We start from the raw sequence: 19,283 nt of genomic DNA, 5'->3' as shown, positions 1-19,283 counted from the left end.
GCGGCGGGGGGGGGGCCTCGCGCGCGACCCGTCACCTCGCCTTCTTGATTTCTCGCTCATGGTCCTTGCGCGTTGTGCCAGCTGGCTTTGGGTCGCGTCCCTGCTCGGTCCCTCGGCCGCGGCTGCCGGGCCTTCGGTGCCGGCCGAGTTGCGTCCCTTCGTGCCCCACGGGGCCCAGGTGGTCGCGCACGAAGCGGGCGATCTGAATGGCGACGGCCGACCGGATGCCTTGCTGGTGACAGAGGCCCCCGGCGACGACGGCGACGGCCCCCGGCGCTTGACGCTGCTGGTGCGCGGCCCCAACGGCACTTTGCAGGTCGCCCAGCACAGCGACAAGGTGGTGCTGTGCCGCGCCTGTGGCGGCGCGTTGGGCGACCCCTTCGCGGGGCTCACGCTGCAGCGCCAGGGTTTCACGGTGGCGCACCACGGCGGCAGCGCTTGGCGCTGGTCCACCTCGGCCCGTTTCGCCTACTCGCGCATCGACCGGGCGTGGCAACTGGTCGCGGTCGAAGAGCGATCGTTCCACGCCGCGGAGTCCGAGAAGGCGCAAGTCCAGCGTCACCGTCCCCCCAAGGACTTCGGCAAGATCGACCTGGCGGACTTCGACCCCGAGCGGTACCTGGGCGTGGGGCCGCGCTGAGCTGAGCATGGCCCCCCACCGCCTCTTCGCCATGCCCTTCGCGGCGGTGTACCCCGCGTACCTGAACAAGCTCGAGCGCAAGGGCCGAACGCGTGCCGAATTGGACCAAGTGATCGCCTGGCTCACCGGCTACGACGACGCCGGTTTGCAGGCGGTGCTGGCGGCCCAGACCTCGGTGCAGGACTTCTTCGACCAGGCGCCCGCGTTGAACCCCCAGCGCGAGCGCGTGACTGGGGTGGTTTGCGGCGTGCGGGTGGAGGCGGTGGACGACCCGCTGATGCGGCTGATCCGGCAGCTGGACAAGATGGTGGACGAATTGGCCAAGGGCAAGCCCTTGGCGAAGGTGCTGCGCGCGTGATCACCGCCGTGGACGACTACTTCGCGCAGGGTTGCGGCCGCTGCGAACGCTTTGCCACGCCCGACTGCAGCACCCGCCACTGGGCCGAGGGCCTGCAAGCCTTGCGGGCGCTGTGCCTGGGCGAGGGGCTGCAAGAAGTCGCCAAGTGGGGCCACCCTTGCTACCGGCACGCGGGGCGCAACGTGGCGATCTTGGGCGCCTTCCGGCAGGACTTTCGACTCAGCTTCTTCCATGCCGCGTTGCTGAGCAACGCGGGCGGGCTCTTGGAGCGGCAAGGCCCGGCCACGCAGCACGCCGACGCCCTGCGCTTCACCTGCGCGTTGCAGGTGGCCGAGCGCGCCGACGCGGTGCGGGCCTGCTTGCGCGAGGCCATGGGCCATGCCGAAGCCGGGCGCTTGCCGCCGAAAGAGGCCACGGCCCTGGTGCTGCCCGAGGAACTGGCCGAGGCGCTGGCGGCCGATGCCGAATGGCGCGCGGCGTTCGACGCGCTGACGCCGGGCCGGCAGCGCGGCTACGTGCTGCGCATCAACGCCGCCAAGAAGCCCGAGACCCGCGTGGCGCGCGTGTTGGGCTTTCGCGAACGCATGTTGGCGGGCAAGGGCGTTCAAGAGCGATGAGGCGCCGCAGCACGCTCTGGGTGGGTGTGGGCGCCATGCTGGGCTTGGACCCCGCGCGGGCGGTGGGCCTGGACGCACCCAACGTGGTCGAGATCGGACCGCGCTTGGTCACTGCGGGCCAGCCGACTCGCCAAACCCTGGCCGGCTTGGGCGGCTTGGGCTTCCAAGCCGTGATTTACCTGGCCCCCAGCACCGTGCCCGACGCGGTGCCCGAGGAGGAGGCGCTGCTGCGTCGGCAGGGCATCGAGTTCGTGCACCTCCCGGTGCCGTTCGCAGCGCCCACGGCGGCCCATGCGGCGGCCGTGTCGGCGGCCCTGCGGCGCCTTCAGGACCAGAAGGTGCTGGTCCACTGCCAGGTGAACATGCGGGCCTCGACCATGGTTTTCTTGCACCGCGTGCGGGCGCTGCAGGCGGACCCAGCCGAGGCCTACGAGGCGGTGGCCCGTGTTTGGTCACCGAGTGGCCCGTGGCGGGCGCTGGTGCTGGAAGAATTGAAGCAGCAGGGCATCGACTTCGTGCCCTTGTGAAGTCGCATCCCCAGCGAGGCTTTTCATGTTCGACCACGTGAAGTTCGGTGTCAGCGATTACGCCGCCAGCAAGGCCTTTTTCGCCCAGGCCCTGGCGCCCCTGGGCGTGGCGGTGGGGGGTGAGGGCGAGCCCAATTACGGCGTGGAGCTGTGCGGCCGCCAAGACGCCTCGCTGTGCCTCTACCAGGCCACAGAACGACCGGTGCCCCTGCACATCGCCTTCGTGGCCGAAACCCGGGCCGAGGTCGATGCCTTCTATGCCGCAGCGTTGGCCGCGGGGGCCCAAGACAACGGGCCGCCGGGTTTGCGCCCGCGCTACCACCCGAACTACTACGCGGCCTTCGTGATCGGCCCGGATGGACACAACCTGGAGGCGGTCTGCCACCGGGCCGAGCCGGCCTAGGGCCGGGTGAACCGGCCTTGGCGTGTCAAACCAGGCCCGGCCAATCGCGGCCGACGCGCGTCCAAGCGGCGTCCACCGCAGCCAGCACCTCGGCCGGCAAGGGGCCTTGCGCCACGGTGGCCACGGCGGCCGACAGGTTCTCCAGCCGCTGGCTGCCCACCAGCACGCTGGCCACGCCGGGCCGGTGCGCGGCCCAGCGCAGGGCCAGGTCGGGCCAGGACAGACCCAGGTCGGGCAGGCCGTGGGCCAAGCCCAAAGCCTGCCAGCGGTCCCAGTACTGGCCCTCGCAGAAGTCCTCGGGGCGCTGCGCCTGCGCCCAAGCGCGGCCGCCCAGCGCGCGCTTGACGAGCACGCCCTTGGCCGTGGCCGCCACCTGTGGCGCGTTGGCTTGGTCCACCAAGCTGAGGCTGCACTGCACGCTGGCGAAGCGGTCGTCGGCCAGGGCGTGGGCCAGCTCGGCGTTCTCGCCGCTGTAGGCGGCCACGCGCAGTTTGCCGGCGCGCACGCAGTCGGCCAGGGCCTCGGTCACTTCGCCGCGCTGCAGCACGGGCAGGGGGCAACTGTGCAGGTGGCCGATGTCGATGACCTCGGTGCGCATCAGGCGCAAGGCGCGCTCCACGCCTTGCATGATGCAGGGGTAGGTCCAGTCGGGGACGCCGTCGACGCCGTAGCCGAACTTGGTGCTGAGGACGAACTCGTGCCGGCGGTGCGCCAGGTGGCGGCCGATGCGTTCTTCGCTGCGGCCGTAGCCGCGGGCGGTGTCGATCAAGTTGATGCCCAGGTCGAGCGCACCGTTGAGCAAGCGCCCCACGGCGGCCTCGTCGTCCAGGCCGTCGAAGTGCATGGCGCCGAAGCCGACGCGCGTGACCTGCAGGCCGGTCTGGCCGATGGGAGTTGGGGTCATGGCGCGCTGTGGATCAGCACGCGGCCGAACAGCGGCGGCACCGTGATTGCCAGCTCGCTCTGCGCGTTGACCGTGACGCTCACGCCGGGTGCCAAGGCGTCGTTCCAGCGTTGACCGGCGGGCAGGACCAGGCGCAGCGTGCGGGGCTTGCGGTCGTTGTTCAGCAGCACCAAGGCCTGGGTGGTGCCCAAGCTGCGTTGGAACGCGACGACGTGGTCGTCCAGGTGCAGGGGGGCTTCCAGCGTGCCGCGGCGCAGCACCGGGTGGGCGTGGCGCATGGCGATGAGGCGCTGGAACTCGGCGCGCAAGGCCAGGTCGGGCTGACCGCCTTCGTCGGCCCAGGGGTAGGTGGCGCGGTTGAAGGGGTCGTCGCCGCCGCCCACGCCGACCTCGTCGCCGTAGTAGACGGTGGGTGCGCCGGGGAAGCTCATCTGAAAGAGCACGGCCAGGCGCAGGCGCTGCTTGGCCTCGGCCAGCTTGGCCGGGTCGACCTTGGGGTCGGTGTGGGGGTCGTTCGCAATGCCGAAGGCGTGCAGCGCGCGCGCTTGGTCGTGCGTGCTCAGCAGGCTCATGCTGGCCTGAAGCATGGGCGCCGGGTAGGACTCGCGCGTGAGTTCCAGGCTTTGGTACACCGACGAGGCCTTGCCGCCCGCCGCAAAGTCGAGCACCGCGTTGCGGAAGATGTAATTCATCGTCGAGTCGAAGGTGTCGCCGAGGAAGTACTTGCTGGCGTCGAACCAGGTTTCGGCCACGGTCAGGGCCTGGGGGTTCTCCTGCTTCACCACGGCGGACCACTCTCGCCAGAAGTCGTCGGGCACCCAGGGGGCGACGTCCATGCGCCAGCCGGCCGCGCCCCGGCGCAGCCAGGTGCGGGTGACGCTGTTGTCGTCCTTGTAGGCGAAGCGGCGCCAGCTCTCGCTGCTCTTGTCGAGCTCGGGCAGGTCGCCCACGCCCACCCAGCCTTGGTACTGCTGGTTGGGGTCGGTCTTGCTCAGGTCGAACTTGAACCAGTCGAAGTAGGGGCTCTTCGGGTTGGGCTTGCCGTTGGCGAAGGCCCCCGTCTTGCCACCAAAGTTGCCGAAGCGGTCGAAGTAGGGCGAGTCGGAGCCCACGTGGTTGAGCGAGGTGTCGGGGATGACGCGCATGCCGCGGTTGGCGGCCTCGCGGGTCAGGCGCTCGAAGTCGGCGTTGCTGCCAAAGCCAGGGTCGATCTGCAGGTAGTCGCCCGTGTCGTACTTGTGGTTGCTGGCCGCGCGGAACACCGGGGTCAGGTAGAGCGCGTTGGCGCCCAGGGCCCGGATGTCGTCGAGCTTGTCGATCAGGCCGGCTAAGTCGCCGCCGAAGAAGTCGTTGTTGTAGACGCCGTCGCCCGCGTTGTCGCCGTCGCCGGGCCGGTAAGGGCGCTCCAGCCACTTGGCGTGGCGCTCCACGCTGTGGTCTTGGTACTTGTCGCGACCGGGTTGAGGGTCGTTGGTCTTGTCGCCGTTGCGGAAGCGCTCGGGGAAGACGTAGTAGTAGACGAGGTCGCTGGCCCAGTCGGGCACGCGCAACTGCGGCAGGTGCACGGTTTGGCGGTAGCGGCGGATGCGCTTGGTGCTCTCCGGCAGAGCCTCGATGACGGCCGGGCCCATCGAGCCTTTCTCGCGGGTCCAGTAGACGCTGTCCTTGTTGTTCTGCAGCGCGTAGCGGCCATGCGCGGTTTCCACCTCGAACCAGTAGCCGTAGACGCCAATGGCATCGAAGCGGTAGCTGCCCTCGAAGCGCGTGCCCATGCCGTGCGAGTGCGGCGTCATGGCCACGCGGGCCAGCGGGTGGTACTCGAGCTTCTCTTGGTTGCCCACCAGTTCGCGACGCTCCACCACCAAGGTGACGGCCTTGAGGCCGGGCACGTCGGCCCACACGCGGAACTGGAAGGTGGTGCCCACGGGCTGCGCGCCGAAGGGCTCCTTGTGCTCGCTGGCGCGCGAGTCGTAGCGCACGGCGAGCGCCGTCGCATCGGTGATCTTGCTGTCGCTGCCGTCGCTGAAGGTCTTGGGGCCGATGGCAAGCGAGGGGCGGCCTTGGGCGTCGAAGCGCAGGGTCAGCGTGTGCTCGCCTTGGAAGCTGCGCTGGAAGTTGCCGTTGCCGCCCTGGGCCTCGGTGGCCGCCTCGCCAGCGGCGTTGGCGGCCACGATGCTGGGCTTGCCCCAAGCGGCGTCGCCGATCTTGAAGTCGTGGCGGTTCTTGAGGTCGACATTGAGCACGTAGGCGTCGCAGTGCCAACGGAAGGCGTAATCGTCCAGCGCGGCCCAGTTGTTCATGGTGCCGCGCAGGTAGAGCTGGGTGTCGCCCAGGGGCGGCTTGGCTTGGCAGTCGCTCATGCGGAACTTGGGTTGGGTCAGACCTTGGGCGAAGCGCAGCTCGAAGCGCTTGGGCGTGCCGTCGAAATGGGCCTCGAGCGGCGCGCCGCGCGGGAACAAGGCGTTGCCCTCGGGGCGCACCGGGCGGGCGCGGGCGCCGGGTTCGGCGCCCCAGTCGGCGTCGGCGCTCCAGTCGTCGTCGGCCAGCTTGAACTGGTGCTCGCCCTTGGGCGAGGCGATGAGCTCGTAGTGGTCGCAGCGCCAGGCCATGCGCCAGGCTTCGTCGGCGGCCCAGCCGTTCAAGCTGCCGCGCACGTAAGCGTCGCGGCCCTTGAGCGGGGCCTTGGTGCAGGCGGCATGGGCCGAGGCGCCCGCGGCGCTGAGGGCGAGGGCCAGGCCCAGGGTCCAAAGTTTCATCACTGCACGCGCTTGTAGGCGCTGTAGCCGCCACCGGGGCTGAGCTCGGGCACGTAGACGCGGAAGGCGCCGGGCGGCAGTTCGAGGTCCAGCAGGCCGGTGACGATCATTTGCTTGGGCCCGCCGCCGAGTTGGTCGACGAGCATCCAGTTGTTCATCAACTTGGCGTTGGCCACCATCACGGTTTCGCGCACCGTCTGCGACGTGGGGTTCATCACCACCACCACGGTGTCGGCGGCGCGGTCGGTGTGGCGCTCGAAGGCGAACAGCCGGTTGCTTTCGACGAGCCGGAAATCGCCCACGCGCAGGGCGCGGTGTTGCTTGCGCAGCTGGATCAATTGCTTCGTCCAGCGCAGGGTGGGGTTGTCGTCGCGCACCCAGTCCCAGCGCATGGGGGCGCGCATCTCGGGGTCGCCACCGCCTGTCATGCCCACTTCGCTGCCGTAGTAGACGTTGGGGGCGCCGGGCAGGGTGAACTGCAGCACCTGGGCGAGGCGGCGCTGGGCCTCGTCGGGCACGCGGGTGGCGATGCGCTGCTCGTCGTGGTTGTCCAGCATGAGCCAGCTCTTGAGCATGGGTTCGATGCCGGACTCGCGCACCATGCGGTCGATCATGCGCGCGGCGTGTTGCGGCTCGATCTTTTGCTCCACTAGGCGCAACACGAGGGCTCGCAGGGTGAAGTTCATGACGCCGTCCACCGCCGGGAACCACTCCTTGGGGTAGTTGGCGATCTCGCCCACCACCAGCGAGCCGGGCTTCTCGGCGTGCGCTGCCCGCGTGAGTCCGTGCAGGTGCTCGAAGCCGATGTCCACGGCCACGTCCAGGCGCCAGCCGTCCACGCCGTCGCGCAAGTAGCTGCGCACCACCGAGTCTTTGCCGGCGTACACGTGGTCGCGCACGGCGGGGTTCTCCAAGTTGATCTCGGGCAGGTTCTCGGCCAGCCACCAGGAGCGCGCGCCGCCCGGGTACGGGGGGCCGAAGTAGAACCAGTCGCGCCAGGGGCTCTTGGGGTTGGCCTCGGCGTCTTTGAATTTGGGCGAGTTGCGGCCCATGTGGTTGAACACGCCGTCCAGCACCAGCTTCATGCCGCGTGCGTGCACGTCCTTCGCCAAGGCCTTGACGTCGGCGCGCGTGCCGAACTCGGGGCTCACGGCGTTGTAGTCGAAGGCGTCGTACTTGTGGTTCGTGTAGGCCAGGTGGATGGGGTTGAGGTAGAGCACGTCGGCGCCCAGGCCTTGCACGTGGTCCAGCTTGGCGCGCAGGCTTTGCAGGTCGCCGCCCCAGAACTCGATCTCGTGGCTCCACAGCTTGGCGCTTTCCACGTAGGTGCCGCGCTTGGGGGTTTCGTCCCAGCTGCGCAGGACCTTGGGCGCGGGGTACAGGTGGCGCTTGGCCTCCAGGTTGGCCGCGGGCGCGAAGCGGTCGGGCAACACCTGGTAGACGATGGCACCGTTGCGCCAGTCCTTCTCGCGGGCTTCAAAACGACCCTTGAGTTCGGCGTCGTAGCGGTTAGCGGGGTCGGCGGCGTGAACCATGGCGGCTCCCATCAGCAGAGTCAAAGCGAACAGCGGGGCGAGTTTCATGGGAACCTCTTAAGGCACGCGTTTGTAGCGGCTGTAGCCGCCCAGGTCTTTGGGGCGTGGCGCCAGCACCAGCACGCCGCGCGGGGGCACGTCCACGGTGACGAAACCGGGACCGAACCCGGCGACCACCGAATCGGGCACGAGGCCGAGTACGTCCACCATGGGCGTGTCGTCCATCAAGTGGGCGTTCCGCACCAGCAGGCGCTCGCGCACGGGCTGGTCGCTGGGGTTGGCCACGACGATGCGCGTTTCCAGCGCGCGGTCGGTGTGGCGCTCGAAGGCGAACAGGCGTTGCGCGTCGATGGCGCGGTAGTCGCCAATGCGCAGCGCGCGGTGCTGTTGGCGCAGCGCCACGAGCTGTTTCGTCCACACCATCTCCGGGTGGTCGTCGCGCACGAGGTCCCAACGCATGGGGCCCCGGTTCTCGGGGTCGGCGCCACCGGTCATGCCCACCTCCACGCCGTAGTACAGGTTGGGTGCGCCGGGGAGGGTGAACTGCAGGGCCTGCGCCAAGCGGCGCTGCGGCAGGTCGGGCAGTTGCGTGGCGATGCGCGGGATGTCGTGGTTGTCGATGACGACCCAGGACTTGAGCAGAGGCTCGACCCCCGCGTCGTCCACCAGCCGGGCCATCAGGCGCGAGGCCATGGCCGGTTCCATTTCGCCACGGACCAGACCCAGCAGCAGGTCGCGCAGGGTGAAGTTCATGACGGCGTCGATGGACTTCAGCCAGGCGGCAGGGTGGTTGACGATCTCGCCCACCACCAGGGAGCCCGGCTTCTCGCGGTGGGCGGCGTCGGTCAACTCGCGCAGGTAGGCGTGGCCCAGTTCGAAGGCGGTGTCCAGGCGCCAGCCGTCGGCCCCGTCGCGCAGGTACCCGCGCACCACCGAATCGCGGTCCAGCCACAGGTGCTTTCGCACGGCGAGGTTCTCGAGGTTCAACTCGGGCAGGTTCTGGAAGGCCGTCCACACCCTCGCGCCGCCGCGGTACTGCGGGCCGATGGCGAACCAGTCGCGCCAGCGGCTTTGTGGGTTGGCCAGTGCGTCCTGGAACTTGGGCGCGTTGCGTCCCATGTGGTTGAAGACGCCGTCCAGCACCACCTTCATGCCGCGCCGGTGGGCTTCGGCGGCCAATGCCTTGAAGTCGGCGCGTGTGCCGTACTCGGGGCTGATGGCCTGGAAGTCGAAGGCGTCGTACTTGTGGTTGGTGTGGGCCAGGTGGATGGGATTCAGGTAGAGCACCTGAGCACCAAGGCCCTGCACGTGGTCCAACTTGGCGGTGGCGCTGGGCAGGTCGCCGCCCCAGAAGTCCAGTTCGTGCGCGCTGAGCTTCTGGTCCTCCAGGTAGGGGCCGGGCTTGGAGGTTTCGGACCAGGGGCGCAGGGTCTTTGGTGCGGGGTAAAGCGCACGCTTGGCGTCCAGGTCGCGGCTGGGCGCGAAGCGGTCCACGATGATTTGGTAAACCACCGCGCCATTGCGCCAGTCATGCTCGCGCGCGGCAAAGCGATCGCGCTCGGCCGACTCGGTCGCGGTGAGCGGTGCCGCTTGGATGGAACCGATTGCAAAGGCGGTCAAAGTGCCAGCGAGCCCCAGCAAGGTTTTCATCGCGATCCTTTGGTGGGCGGCGAGAGGCAGGGCGTCAGCCCTTCACGCCCCCGGCCGTCAAGCCCGAGACGATCCACCGCTGCGCGGCCAAGAACACCAGGGTGATGGGCAGGCCCGACAGCACCGCCGCGGCGGCGAAGTCGCCCCACAGGAAGCGCTGGTCGTTCAGGTAGTACTTGGTGCCGACGGCGAGCGTCAGGTTGCTTTCCTCGCGCAGCAGCACGCTGGCCACGGGGTAGTCGATGATGGTGCCGATGAAGGCCAGCACGAAGACCACCACGAGGATGGGCACGGCCATGGGCAGCAGCACGTGGCGGAAGGCCTGCCAGTGCGTGGCACCGTCCACCTTGGCGTTCTCTTCGATCTCCACCGGGATGGTTTCGAAGTAGCCCTTGATCGTCCAAATGTGGGTGGCCACGCCGCCCAGGTAGGCCACGATCAAGCCCGCGTGCGTTTCCACGCCCAGCCAGGGGATGTAAGCGCCGATGGTTTCGAAGATGGCAAAGATGGCCACCAGGGCCAGCACCACCGGGAACATCTGCAGCAGCAGCATGCTGTTGAGCAGGCTGGCCTTGAAGGGAAAGCGCAGGCGCGCGAAGGCGTAGGCCGCGGTGGTGGAAATGGCCACGATCAGGAAGGCCGAGATGGTGGCCACCTTGATCGAGTTCCACAGCCACAGCAGCACGGGGAAGGGCGGCTCCACCAGCGAGCCGTCGGGCCCCTGGTAGCTGAAGCCCAGCGCCAACTTCCAGTGCTCCAGGCTGATCTCGGTGGGGATCAGGCTGCCGGTGGCGAAGTTGCCGGGGCGCAGGCTGATGGACACCACGGCCAGCAGCGGGAAGATGGTCAGCGCGATCAGCACCCACAGCACCGCGTGGGCGAAGAAGGTGCGCCACTTTTGGTTCTTGCCTTGAACGATGGCCATCAGCGGGCTCCCGAATCGTTGGACTTGGTCAGGCGCAGGTTGGCGATCGACAGCAGCGCGACCAAGATGAAGATCAGCGTGCTGATGGCCGCGGCCAAGCCGAAGTCCTGCCCCGAATCGCGGAAGGCGATGCGGTAGGTGTAGCTGACCAGGATGTCCGTCTGCCCCGCCGGCAACTTGGTGTTGAGGAAGTCGGGCCGCCCGTCGGTGAGCAGCGCGATCAGCACGAAGTTGTTGAAGTTGAAGGCGAAGGCCGAGATCAGCAGCGGCGTGAGCGGTTTGATGATCTGCGGGATCGTGATCTTGAAGAAGTTCGTCAGCGGTCCGGCACCGGCCAGCGCGCTGGCCTCGTACAGGTCGGCCGGGATGGCCTTCAGCAAGCCGGCGCACAGAATCATGATGTACGGGTAGCCCAGCCAGGTGTTGACGATGAGGATCATCACCTTGGCCAAGAACGGGTCGGCGAACCACGCGGGCTTGATGTCGAAGAGCGCGTCCAGGATGGCGTTGATCTCGCCAAAGTTCTGGTTGAACAGGCCCTTGAACACCAAGATGCTGATGAAGCCGGGCACCGCGTAAGGCAGGAACAGCAAGGTGCGGTAGGTGGTGCGGAAGCGCAGGCCTTCCCAGTTCAGCAGCACGGCCAGGCTCATGCCCACGGCCAGGGAGAACAGCACCGTGAGGCCGGCGAAGACCACCGTCCACACGAAGATGGCCATGAAGGGGCCGCGGAAGTCGGCGTCGCCGAACATGCGGGCGTAGTTTTTCCAGCCCACAAAGACCTTGAAGCCCGGCTGCAACTGCACGCCGTCGGCGTTGGTGAAGAAGCCGGTGTCTCGGTTCGGCGCGTAGATCGTGCCGCTCGCCACTTCGGTCACCGAGCCGTCGGGGTTGGCCGTCCACAAGCGCTTGATGGGCGCGAATTCCCGCAGACCGGCGTAGTGCAGTTCTGGGCCGCCCGGCACTTGCAGCTTGAGTTGCTGCAGCACGTTGCGGTGTTCGATGAGCTCGCGCAGGGTCAGCGGCGACTGGATCGCGAAGCTGGCCTGCGAAGGCGTTTGCAAGGTCACCACCGGCGGCGTCTTGCCGCTGCGCAGGGCCAAGGGCCCCGAGACCCATAGCGCGTCGCCACCCTGGCGCAGCACCACGCGGAACTCCTTGCCATCGGCGTGCAGGCTGTAGCCCAGGGCGTCGGCCTCGTCGAACTCGGTTTGGTCCAGCAAGTACTGGCGCGAGCGCTCCTCGGTCAGCAGGTTGCTGGACGAGTAATTCGTGAAGCCCAGCTGGAAGGTGTAGACCAGCGGAAAGGCCACGAACAGCAACATGCCGGCGATGCCGGGGAACAGGTAGCGGTAGGCGAAGCTGATCTTGCCCAGGTAGACGTAGAAGGCGGCGGCGAACAGCACCAAGGCGCCGACGCCCCACAGGTACTGGCCCGTGGCGATGATGGCGAACACCAGGTACAGGCAGGCGACGGCCAGGCCGGCCGTCAGGGGCCACTTCACCCAGGGGGTCACGCCCTCGGTGCGCGGGGGCAGGGTCACGGCGGCGTTCATCGGGTCACCTTCATGCGGGCGCTGGCGCCGTCCAAGGCGTCTTGGGGCGATTGCAGCCCGTTGGTGATGGCTTCGAGCGCGGCGTCCATGGCCGTCCAAAAGCGGCCCACCTCGGGAATGTTGGGCACCGGGCGCCCCAGGCGGGCGTTTTCCATGGTGGCGCGGATGTTGGGGTCGGTCGACAGCTCGGCGTAAAACGCCTTGTTGGCCGGCACGCCCAGCGGCACGTCGGCATTGACGACCTTGAGCTGCTCGGGGCGCAGCAGGTGGTTCTCCAAGAACTCGCGGGCGATGTCCTTGAGCTTGCTCGGCGCGCTGACCATGCAGCCCAGAACGCCCACGAAGGGTTGGCTGGGTTGGCCAGCCACCACCGCGGGGATGGGGGCCACGCCGAAGTTGATCTTGGCCCGGCGGGCGTTGTCCCAGGCCCAGGGGCCGCTGACCATCATGGCCACCGTGCCGCGGGCGAAACCGGCCTCCATTTCGGCGTAGCGCGCGCCCTTGGGCATGACCTTGTCGTCGATGAGGCCCTTCAGCACCTCACCGGCTTTGACGGCCCCTGGGGTGTTCACGCCCACCTGCAGCGGGTCGTACTCACCGGTCTTGTCCTTCCCGAACACGAAGCCACCGGCGCCGGCCAACATGGGCCAGGTGAAGAAGCTTTTGTTGAAGTCCCACAAGATGGCCTTCTTGCCTTGGCGGCTCAGCTCCGCATCGATGACCCGCACGTCGTCGAAGGTGGCGGGCGGCGTGCGCACCAGGTCTTTGTTGTAGATCAGGCCGTTGGCCTCGATCGCGATGGGGTAGCCCCACACCTTGCCGCGGTAGCGGAAGGCGTCCCAGGCGCTGGGTTCGATCTCGTCGCGTATGGCCTTGTTCGGCCGCACCGGCACGATGAGACCGGCCTTGGCCCACTCGCCCACGCGGTCGTGCGGCCAGCAAAAGATGTCGGGGCCCTTGCCCGCACCGACGGCCTGCTGGAACTTTTCGGGCGCGCCCTCGGGGTGCTGCACCTCGACCTTCACGCCGGTCTGGCGCTCGAAGGCGTCGCCCACGCGCTGCAGGCCGTTGTAGCCCTTGTCGCCGTTGATCCACACCAGCAGCTTCAGGTTGCTTTGTGCTTGCGCACCCGGCGCCAGCAGCGCGGCGCTGAGGGCCAGCGCCAACGCCCGGTTCAAACGGCTCATGCCGCCTCCTGCGGGCGCTTGGCTTGCGGCGTGGGGGCCAGGCGGTGGAAGGCGCGGCCCTCGGCATCGAACAGGTAGCCCGCATCGGGCGGGATGTGCAGGCTCAGGTCGTCGCCCGAGCGCACGCGAGCGCGGCCGTCGAACTCGCAGGTCAAGGCATCTTCCACGCCGGGGAAGGCGCAGTAGGCGAAGGTCGCGCCGCCGAGGTTTTCGACGAAGGTGACCGTGGCCTTGAGCAGGTTGTCGCTGCCGCCCAGCACGAAGTGCTCCGGGCGCACGCCCAGGGTGACCTTGTCGCCCACGCGGGCACGGCTGGCGTCCACGTGCACGTCGATCTGGGCGCCATTGGCCAGCTTCACCAGGGCCATGCGCTCGGTGCCGCGCACCACTTCGGCCTCGATGAAGTTCATCTTCGGGCTGCCGATGAAGCCGGCCACGAAGAGGTTGTCAGGGTGCTCGTACAGCTCCAGCGGGCTGCCCACCTGCTCGATCTTGCCGGCGCTGAGCACCACGATGCGGTCGGCCAAGGTCATGGCCTCCACCTGGTCGTGGGTGACGTAGACCATGGTGGTCTTCAGGTCTTCGTGCAACTTGGCGAACTCGTAGCGCATGCGCACGCGCAAGGCCGCATCCAGGTTGGACAAGGGCTCGTCGAACAAGAACACCTCGGGCTTGCGCACGATGGCGCGGCCGATGGCCACGCGCTGGCGCTGGCCGCCCGACAGGTCCTTGGGCTTGCGCTGCAGCAGGTGGTCGATGTGCAGGATCTTGGCGGCGTGCATCACCGCGCGGTCGATCTCGTCCTTGGGCACCTTGGCCAGCTTCAACCCGAACGCCATGTTGTCGTACAGGTTCATGTGCGGGTAGAGCGCGTAGCTCTGGAACACCATGGCGATGCCGCGCTCCGCGGGGGGCACGTCGTTCACCAGCCGCCCGCCGATGCGCAGCTCGCCGCCGGTGATGTCTTCCAGGCCGGCGATGGTGCGCAGCAGGGTGGACTTGCCACAGCCCGAGGGGCCGACAAAGACCATGAACTCGCCGTCGCGGATCTCGAGGTCGATGCCGTGCAGGATGCGCACGTCGCCGTACGCCTTTTGCACGCCCTTGAATTGAACGTTGGCCATGGGAACTCCGGGAGCTGTGTTGAGGTCGCCTCGTTCGGGCGCACCTTCGGGATGCGGCGCAATATACCGAGCCGCATGTAGTTTCACAACAGAGCCCAACCCGCAGGCCCTGGGCGGCAATCGTTGAAAAATCAATAACTTAGGGTAAACCTAGGGGATGCCCTATGTAGTCAAACTACAAACGGAGGCGGACCTGGGGGATACTTTCGGCCAGGCGTCGCCCTTGGCGTGCGCCGGCGGGGTGCCCAGGCGCCGCGCCGGTGGCGCGCGCAACCCAAGTGCGGCATTCTTGCGACCGGCTTGTGCGCCCTGTGCGTGCGAGCCCCATCCGGAGAAGGTTGTTCGCCTTGTCAAAGGCGGTAGCTTTCCTACACAACGATGAGCCGTCTCGCCGACACCACCCCCGTTTCCACCTCGAAGGGCCGCACCAGCATGTCCGCCACCGAACGCACCCGCACCCGCGCCAGTCTGCAGTCGGCCTTCAAGACCGCGCTGGCCCGAGAACTCTCGCAAGCCCCGGGCACGCCCAGCAAGGAGGCCATCCTGCGCGCCGCCGCGCACGCCTGCCGCGACCTGCTGAACGAGCGCTGGGTCAGCACCCAGCAGCAAGACAACCAGCGCGGCGAGGCCGCCCCGGTGCGTCGCGTGCACTACCTGTCGATGGAGTTCCTGATGGGCCGCGCCCTGGGCAATGCCCTGGCGGCCCTGGGCCTGGACAAGGTCATGCAAGAGGCCTTGGACCAGCACGCCGGCGGCGTGGCCTTGGGCGACGTGATCGAGCGCGAGCCCGACGCGGCGCTGGGCAACGGTGGCCTGGGCCGCTTGGCGGCCTGCTTCTTGGATTCGTTCGCCGAGCTCGGCCTGCCCAGCTTCGGCTACGGCCTGCGCTACCAGTACGGCATGTTCGCCCAGGGCATCGACGGCGGCCGCCAAGTGGAGAGCCCCGACGACTGGATGCGCATGGGCGCGCCCTGGGAAATCATCCGCCCCGAGCGCCGCTACCCGGTGCGCTTCGGCGGCCGCGTGGTCAGCGACTCGTCCAACGCCGGTCACGCCGGCGGTCGCCGCTGGGTCGGCGGCGAGGTCATCATGGCCCAGGCCTACGACTTCATCGTGCCGGCGCACCACAGCGAGCGCGTGAGCACCCTGCGCCAGTGGCACGCCAGCAGCGCCAACCCGATCGACTTCCAGGCCTTCTGCCGCGGCGACTACATCGAGGCCAGCCGCCACCGCGTGGCCGCCGACGCCTTGAACTGGGTGCTGTACCCCGACGACAGCACCGAGGCCGGCCGCGAGCTGCGCCTGAAGCAAGAGGCCTTCTTGGTCAGCGCCTCGCTGCAAGACCTGATCGCCCGCCACCTGCGCGAGTACGGCACGCTGCTGAACCTGGGCAAGCTCAACGCCATCCACCTGAACGACACGCACCCCGCGCTGGCCCCGGCCGAGCTGATGCGCCTGCTGGTGGACGAGCACGCCCTGAGCTGGGACGCCGCCTGGAAGATCACTCGCCAAGCGGTGAGCTACACCAACCACACCCTGATGCCCGAGGCCCTGGAAACCTGGCCCGTGCGCATGTTCGAGGCCCTGCTGCCGCGCCACCTCGAAATCATTTACGAGATCAACCACCACTTCCTGGAAGAGGTGAAGGCCAAGGCCCCGGGCGACACCGCCTTGTTGCGCCGCGTGTCGATCATCGACGAGGGCAGCGAGCATGGCGGCAACGAGCGCCGCGTGCGCATGGCCGCGCTCAGCATCGTGGCCTCGCACCGCGTCAACGGCGTGGCCAAGCTGCACAGCGACCTGTGCGTGCAAACCATCTTTGCCGACTACGCGTGCCTGTACCCCGATCGCTTCCACAACGTCACCAACGGCGTGACGCCGCGCCGCTGGCTGGCCCAGGCCAACCCCGGCCTGAGCAACCTGCTGGACGCCGAGATCGGCCGTGGCTGGCGCAAGAACCTCGCCGACCTGAGCAAGGTGGGCAAGCTGGCCGGCGACGCCGAACTGCAGCGCGCCTTCCAGGCCGTGAAGCGCGAGAACAAGGAAAAGCTCGCCGCGCTGATTCGCACCCAGCTGGGCACGGTGGTGAACCCCGCCAGCCTGTTCGACGTGCAGATCAAGCGCATCCACGAGTACAAGCGCCAGCTGCTCAACATCCTGCACGTCATCGCCCGCTACCAGGCCATCTTGGCCAGCCCGAACAAGGCGCCGGACGGCCTGGACTGGGTGCCGCGCACCGTGGTCATTGCCGGCAAGGCGGCCTCGGCGTACCACATGGCCAAGCTGATCATCCAGCTGGCGCACGACGTGGCCCGCGTGGTCAACAGCGACCCGCGCGTGGGCGACAAGCTCAAGCTCGTCTACCTGCCCAACTACGGCGTGAGCCTGGCCGAGACCATCATCCCGGCGGCCGACCTGAGCGAGCAGATTTCCACCGCCGGCACCGAGGCCAGCGGCACGGGCAACATGAAGTTCGCCCTGAACGGGGCCATCACGATCGGCACTTGGGACGGCGCCAACATCGAAATGGCCGAGGCCATGGGCGTGCTGAACATGTTCGTCTTTGGCCTGCGCGCCGAGGGCGTGCAGAAGATGAAGCAGCTCGGCTACGACCCCAAGCTCTACATCGAAGAGAACCGCCAGCTCAAGGCGGTGATGGACGCCATCGGCAACGGCACCTTCAGCAGCGGCGACCCCGAGCGCTACCGCGCCATCGTCGACAACCTGACGCACCGCGACGGCTACATGCTGATGGCCGATTTCGCCGACTACGTGGCCGCCCAAAGCCGCGTGGACGCTTTGTTCCGGCAAAGTGCGGCCTGGAGCGAGCGCGCGATCCGCAACGTGGCCGGCATGGGCTGGTTCTCGTCGGACCGCACCATCGCCGAGTACGTCGAACGCGTCTGGTCCTTGAACTCCTTGGGGTGAACATGCTCGAAGCCGATGTGGCGCAGGCCTTGGTCGAAGCCCGGCATGGCGATCCTTTCGCCGTGTTGGGCCTCCACACCGACGCGGCCGGCGCCCTTTGGCTTCGGGTGCTGAACCCGCAGGCGGCCGCCGTGTCGGCGGTGGTCGGCGGCCAGGTGGTGGCCCCCTTGACGGCGCGCGGCGACGGTCTGTTCGAGGGCCGCTTGCCGGGCAAGGCCCGTGTGGACTACCGGCTGAAGATTCAGTGGGCGGCCGGGGGCGAGGGCGAGTACGCCGACGCCTACGCGTTCGGGCCGCAGCTCAGCGACGACGAGATCCGCCGACTGCGAGACGGCAACGAGGCGCGCGCCTTCGAGATCCTGGGCAGCCAGCCGGTGACCCATGGCGACGTGGCCGGCGTGCGCTTTGCCGTGTGGGCACCCAACGCGCGCCGCGTGTCGGTGGTCGGCAGCTTCAACGCCTGGGACGGCCGGCGCCACGCCATGCGCCTGCGCCACGACGTGGGCGTGTGGGAGCTGTTCGTGCCCCACGCGCAAGCGGGCGACTTCTACAAGTACGAGCTCATCGGGGCCGACGGCCACCTGCAGCCGCTCAAGGCCGACCCTTACGCGCGCTCGACCGAGCTGCGGCCCGAAACCGCGAGCGTGGTGGCGCCACTGCCGCCCAAGCGCCGCCTGCCGCCCGGCCGCGCCGAGGCCAACCGCCGCGACGCGCCCATCAGCGTGTACGAGTGCCACCCGGCCTCGTGGCGCAAAGGACGCGATGGCGGTTTCCCCACCTGGGAAGAACTGGCCAACACCTTGCCCGCCTACGTGGCCGGCTTGGGCTTCACGCACCTCGAGTTGCTGCCCATCAGCGAGCACCCTTTCGATGGGAGCTGGGGCTACCAAACCCTGGGCCTGTTCGCGCCCAGCCGCCGCTTCGGCCCGCCCGAGCAGTTCGAGGTCTTCGTCCAGGCCTGCCACGACCACGGCCTGGGCCTGTTGCTGGACTGGGTGCCGGCGCACTTCCCGACCGACGGCTTCGGCATGGCGCGCTTTGACGGCACGGCGCTGTACGAGTACCAAGACCCGAAAGAGGGCTTCCACCGCGACTGGAACACCCTCATCTACAACTTCGGGCGGAGCGAGGTGCGCAGCTTCTTGGCCAGCAGTGCGCTGTACTGGGTGGAGCGCTGGGGCGTGGACGGCCTGCGCGTCGACGCCGTGGCCAGCATGCTCTACCGCGACTACTCGCGCCCCAGCGGCGAGTGGGTGCCCAACCACCACGGCGGTCGTGAGAACCTCGAAGCCATCGCGCTGCTGCAGCACGTGAACGAGGTGCTGGGCCGGGAAGCGCCGGGCGCCATCACCGTGGCCGAGGAAAGCACCTCCTTCCCCGGCGTGAGCCAGCCCACCTACCTGGGCGGCTTGGGCTTCCACTTCAAGTGGAACATGGGGTGGATGAACGACACCCTGCGCTACATCCACGAAGACCCCATCCACCGCCGCTACCACCACCACCAGATGACCTTCGGGCTGGTGTACGCCTTCAGCGAAAACTTCATGCTGCCCATCAGCCACGACGAAGTGGTGCACGGCAAGGGCAGCCTCTTCGACAAGATGCCGGGCGACGAGTGGCAGAAGTTCGCCAACACGCGCGCCTACCTCGGCTTCATGTGGGGCCACCCGGGCAAGAAGTTGCTGTTCATGGGCCAGGAGTGGGGCCAGCGCGGCGAGTGGAACCACGACGTCGGTTTGCCCTGGCACCAACTCGACGACGCGCGCCACGCCGGCGTGCGCCGCTGGGTGGGCGACCTGAACGCCCTGTACCGCGGCACGCCGGCCTTGCACCGCCTGGACTGCGAGGCCCAGGGCTTCGAGTGGGTGGCCAGCCACGACGAAGAAAGCAGCGTTTACGCCTGGCTGCGCCACGACGGCCAGGGCGGCAGCGTGCTGGTGGTGTGCAACCTCACCCCCGTGCCCCGCCACGGCTACCGCCTGGGCGTGCCGTCCACGCACGGCGCGTGGCGCGAGGTGCTCAACAGCGACAGCGAGCATTACGGCGGCAGCAACGTGGGCAATGGGCCGCAGGCGCTGGCCGTGCAAGCGCTTGCCGCGCATGGGCGCAGCCACAGCCTGGCCTTGACCTTGCCGCCGCTGGCCACGGTGTTCCTGGTCCCTGCCTGAGTCGG

15 protein-coding genes are annotated in these 19,283 nt (G+C 68.3%); 7 read left to right on the top strand and 8 right to left on the bottom strand.

Annotated elements, in window-relative coordinates:
- Positions 1-58 precede the first annotated feature (58 nt).
- From EOD73_RS04445 to EOD73_RS04425, 5 genes are read left to right on the top strand one after another with little or no spacing between them, the layout of a single operon-like run.
- Positions 59-640: a hypothetical protein gene (locus EOD73_RS04445; protein ID WP_127681247.1), complete on the top strand. Its 582-nt coding sequence runs from the start codon at positions 59-61 to the stop codon at positions 638-640.
- Between the two features lie 7 nt (positions 641-647).
- Complete coding sequence (locus EOD73_RS04440) at positions 648-998, top strand: DUF2200 domain-containing protein (protein ID WP_127681245.1); 351 nt, start codon at positions 648-650, stop codon at positions 996-998.
- Complete coding sequence (locus EOD73_RS04435) at positions 995-1,615, top strand: YdeI/OmpD-associated family protein (RefSeq protein ID WP_127681243.1); 621 nt, start codon at positions 995-997, stop codon at positions 1,613-1,615. The genes EOD73_RS04440 and EOD73_RS04435 overlap by 4 nt, the downstream gene beginning before the upstream one ends.
- Positions 1,612-2,142, top strand: coding sequence for a fused DSP-PTPase phosphatase/NAD kinase-like protein (locus EOD73_RS04430; RefSeq protein ID WP_127681226.1), 531 nt, complete (start codon positions 1,612-1,614; stop codon positions 2,140-2,142). The genes EOD73_RS04435 and EOD73_RS04430 overlap by 4 nt, the downstream gene beginning before the upstream one ends.
- A 25-nt stretch (positions 2,143-2,167) precedes the next feature.
- Positions 2,168-2,545, top strand: coding sequence for a VOC family protein (locus tag EOD73_RS04425; protein ID WP_127681224.1), 378 nt, complete (start codon positions 2,168-2,170; stop codon positions 2,543-2,545).
- A gap of 25 nt (positions 2,546-2,570) precedes the next feature.
- On the opposite strand, the gene EOD73_RS04420 is transcribed toward EOD73_RS04425, so the two are convergent.
- Genes EOD73_RS04420 through EOD73_RS04385 form a run of 8 tightly spaced genes read right to left on the bottom strand, consistent with a single transcriptional unit; the run spans position 2,571 to position 14,182 of the window.
- Positions 2,571-3,449 (bottom strand): aldo/keto reductase, encoded by an 879-nt coding sequence (locus EOD73_RS04420; RefSeq protein ID WP_127681222.1) that lies wholly within the window; start codon positions 3,447-3,449, stop codon positions 2,571-2,573.
- The gene (locus EOD73_RS04415) at positions 3,446-6,205 is read right to left on the bottom strand and encodes a glycoside hydrolase family 13 protein (RefSeq protein ID WP_127681220.1); all 2,760 of its coding nucleotides are present in this window, start codon (positions 6,203-6,205) and stop codon (positions 3,446-3,448) included. The genes EOD73_RS04420 and EOD73_RS04415 overlap by 4 nt, the downstream gene beginning before the upstream one ends.
- Positions 6,205-7,788 (bottom strand): glycoside hydrolase family 13 protein, encoded by a 1,584-nt coding sequence (locus EOD73_RS04410; protein WP_205702405.1) that lies wholly within the window; start codon positions 7,786-7,788, stop codon positions 6,205-6,207. The genes EOD73_RS04415 and EOD73_RS04410 overlap by 1 nt, the downstream gene beginning before the upstream one ends.
- 9 nt (positions 7,789-7,797) lie before the next feature.
- The gene (locus EOD73_RS04405; RefSeq protein WP_127681218.1) at positions 7,798-9,390 is read right to left on the bottom strand and encodes a glycoside hydrolase family 13 protein; all 1,593 of its coding nucleotides are present in this window, start codon (positions 9,388-9,390) and stop codon (positions 7,798-7,800) included.
- 34 nt (positions 9,391-9,424) lie between these two features.
- The gene (gene malG, locus EOD73_RS04400) at positions 9,425-10,315 is read right to left on the bottom strand and encodes a maltose ABC transporter permease MalG (protein ID WP_127681216.1); all 891 of its coding nucleotides are present in this window, start codon (positions 10,313-10,315) and stop codon (positions 9,425-9,427) included.
- Positions 10,315-11,871 (bottom strand): maltose ABC transporter permease MalF, encoded by a 1,557-nt coding sequence (gene malF, locus EOD73_RS04395; RefSeq protein WP_127681214.1) that lies wholly within the window; start codon positions 11,869-11,871, stop codon positions 10,315-10,317. Before malF ends, malG begins: the two co-directional genes overlap by 1 nt.
- A complete protein-coding gene (malE, locus tag EOD73_RS04390) occupies positions 11,868-13,058 on the bottom strand; it encodes a maltose/maltodextrin ABC transporter substrate-binding protein MalE (RefSeq protein ID WP_127681212.1) in 1,191 nt (396 codons plus the stop codon). Before malE ends, malF begins: the two co-directional genes overlap by 4 nt.
- Entirely contained in the window at positions 13,055-14,182 is a 1,128-nt protein-coding gene (locus EOD73_RS04385) for an ABC transporter ATP-binding protein (protein WP_127681210.1), read from the bottom strand. The genes malE and EOD73_RS04385 overlap by 4 nt, the downstream gene beginning before the upstream one ends.
- Before the next feature lie 378 nt (positions 14,183-14,560).
- Between EOD73_RS04385 and EOD73_RS04380 the strand changes: the two genes are divergently transcribed.
- Positions 14,561-17,110 carry a glycogen/starch/alpha-glucan phosphorylase gene (locus EOD73_RS04380; protein WP_240660591.1) on the top strand — a complete coding sequence of 850 codons (2,550 nt, stop codon included), beginning with the start codon at positions 14,561-14,563 and terminating at the stop codon, positions 17,108-17,110.
- A gap of 2 nt (positions 17,111-17,112) precedes the next feature.
- Positions 17,113-19,278: a 1,4-alpha-glucan branching protein GlgB gene (gene glgB / locus EOD73_RS04375; RefSeq protein WP_127681208.1), complete on the top strand. Its 2,166-nt coding sequence runs from the start codon at positions 17,113-17,115 to the stop codon at positions 19,276-19,278.
- Positions 19,279-19,283 lie beyond the last annotated feature (5 nt).

The sequence above is a fragment of the Inhella crocodyli genome, assembly GCF_004004565.1.
GTDB classification, from domain to species: Bacteria; Pseudomonadota; Gammaproteobacteria; order Burkholderiales; family Burkholderiaceae_C; genus Inhella; species Inhella crocodyli.
This window is presented reverse-complemented; position numbering and strand designations above follow the sequence as displayed.

Coding starts and splice junctions, on each gene's coding strand:
- EOD73_RS04445 (WP_127681247.1), top strand. CDS start 59: ATGGTCCTTGCGCGTTGTGCCAGCTGGCTTTGGGTCGCGTCCCTGCTC.
- EOD73_RS04440 (WP_127681245.1), top strand. CDS start 648: ATGGCCCCCCACCGCCTCTTCGCCATGCCCTTCGCGGCGGTGTACCCC.
- EOD73_RS04430 (WP_127681226.1), top strand. CDS start 1,612: ATGAGGCGCCGCAGCACGCTCTGGGTGGGTGTGGGCGCCATGCTGGGC.
- EOD73_RS04425 (WP_127681224.1), top strand. CDS start 2,168: ATGTTCGACCACGTGAAGTTCGGTGTCAGCGATTACGCCGCCAGCAAG.
- EOD73_RS04420 (WP_127681222.1), bottom strand. CDS start 3,449: ATGACCCCAACTCCCATCGGCCAGACCGGCCTGCAGGTCACGCGCGTC.
- EOD73_RS04415 (WP_127681220.1), bottom strand. CDS start 6,205: ATGAAACTTTGGACCCTGGGCCTGGCCCTCGCCCTCAGCGCCGCGGGC.
- EOD73_RS04410 (WP_205702405.1), bottom strand. CDS start 7,788: ATGAAACTCGCCCCGCTGTTCGCTTTGACTCTGCTGATGGGAGCCGCC.
- EOD73_RS04405 (WP_127681218.1), bottom strand. CDS start 9,390: ATGAAAACCTTGCTGGGGCTCGCTGGCACTTTGACCGCCTTTGCAATC.
- malG (WP_127681216.1), bottom strand. CDS start 10,315: ATGGCCATCGTTCAAGGCAAGAACCAAAAGTGGCGCACCTTCTTCGCC.
- malF (WP_127681214.1), bottom strand. CDS start 11,871: ATGAACGCCGCCGTGACCCTGCCCCCGCGCACCGAGGGCGTGACCCCC.
- malE (WP_127681212.1), bottom strand. CDS start 13,058: ATGAGCCGTTTGAACCGGGCGTTGGCGCTGGCCCTCAGCGCCGCGCTG.
- EOD73_RS04385 (WP_127681210.1), bottom strand. CDS start 14,182: ATGGCCAACGTTCAATTCAAGGGCGTGCAAAAGGCGTACGGCGACGTG.
- EOD73_RS04380 (WP_240660591.1), top strand. CDS start 14,561: ATGAGCCGTCTCGCCGACACCACCCCCGTTTCCACCTCGAAGGGCCGC.
- glgB (WP_127681208.1), top strand. CDS start 17,113: ATGCTCGAAGCCGATGTGGCGCAGGCCTTGGTCGAAGCCCGGCATGGC.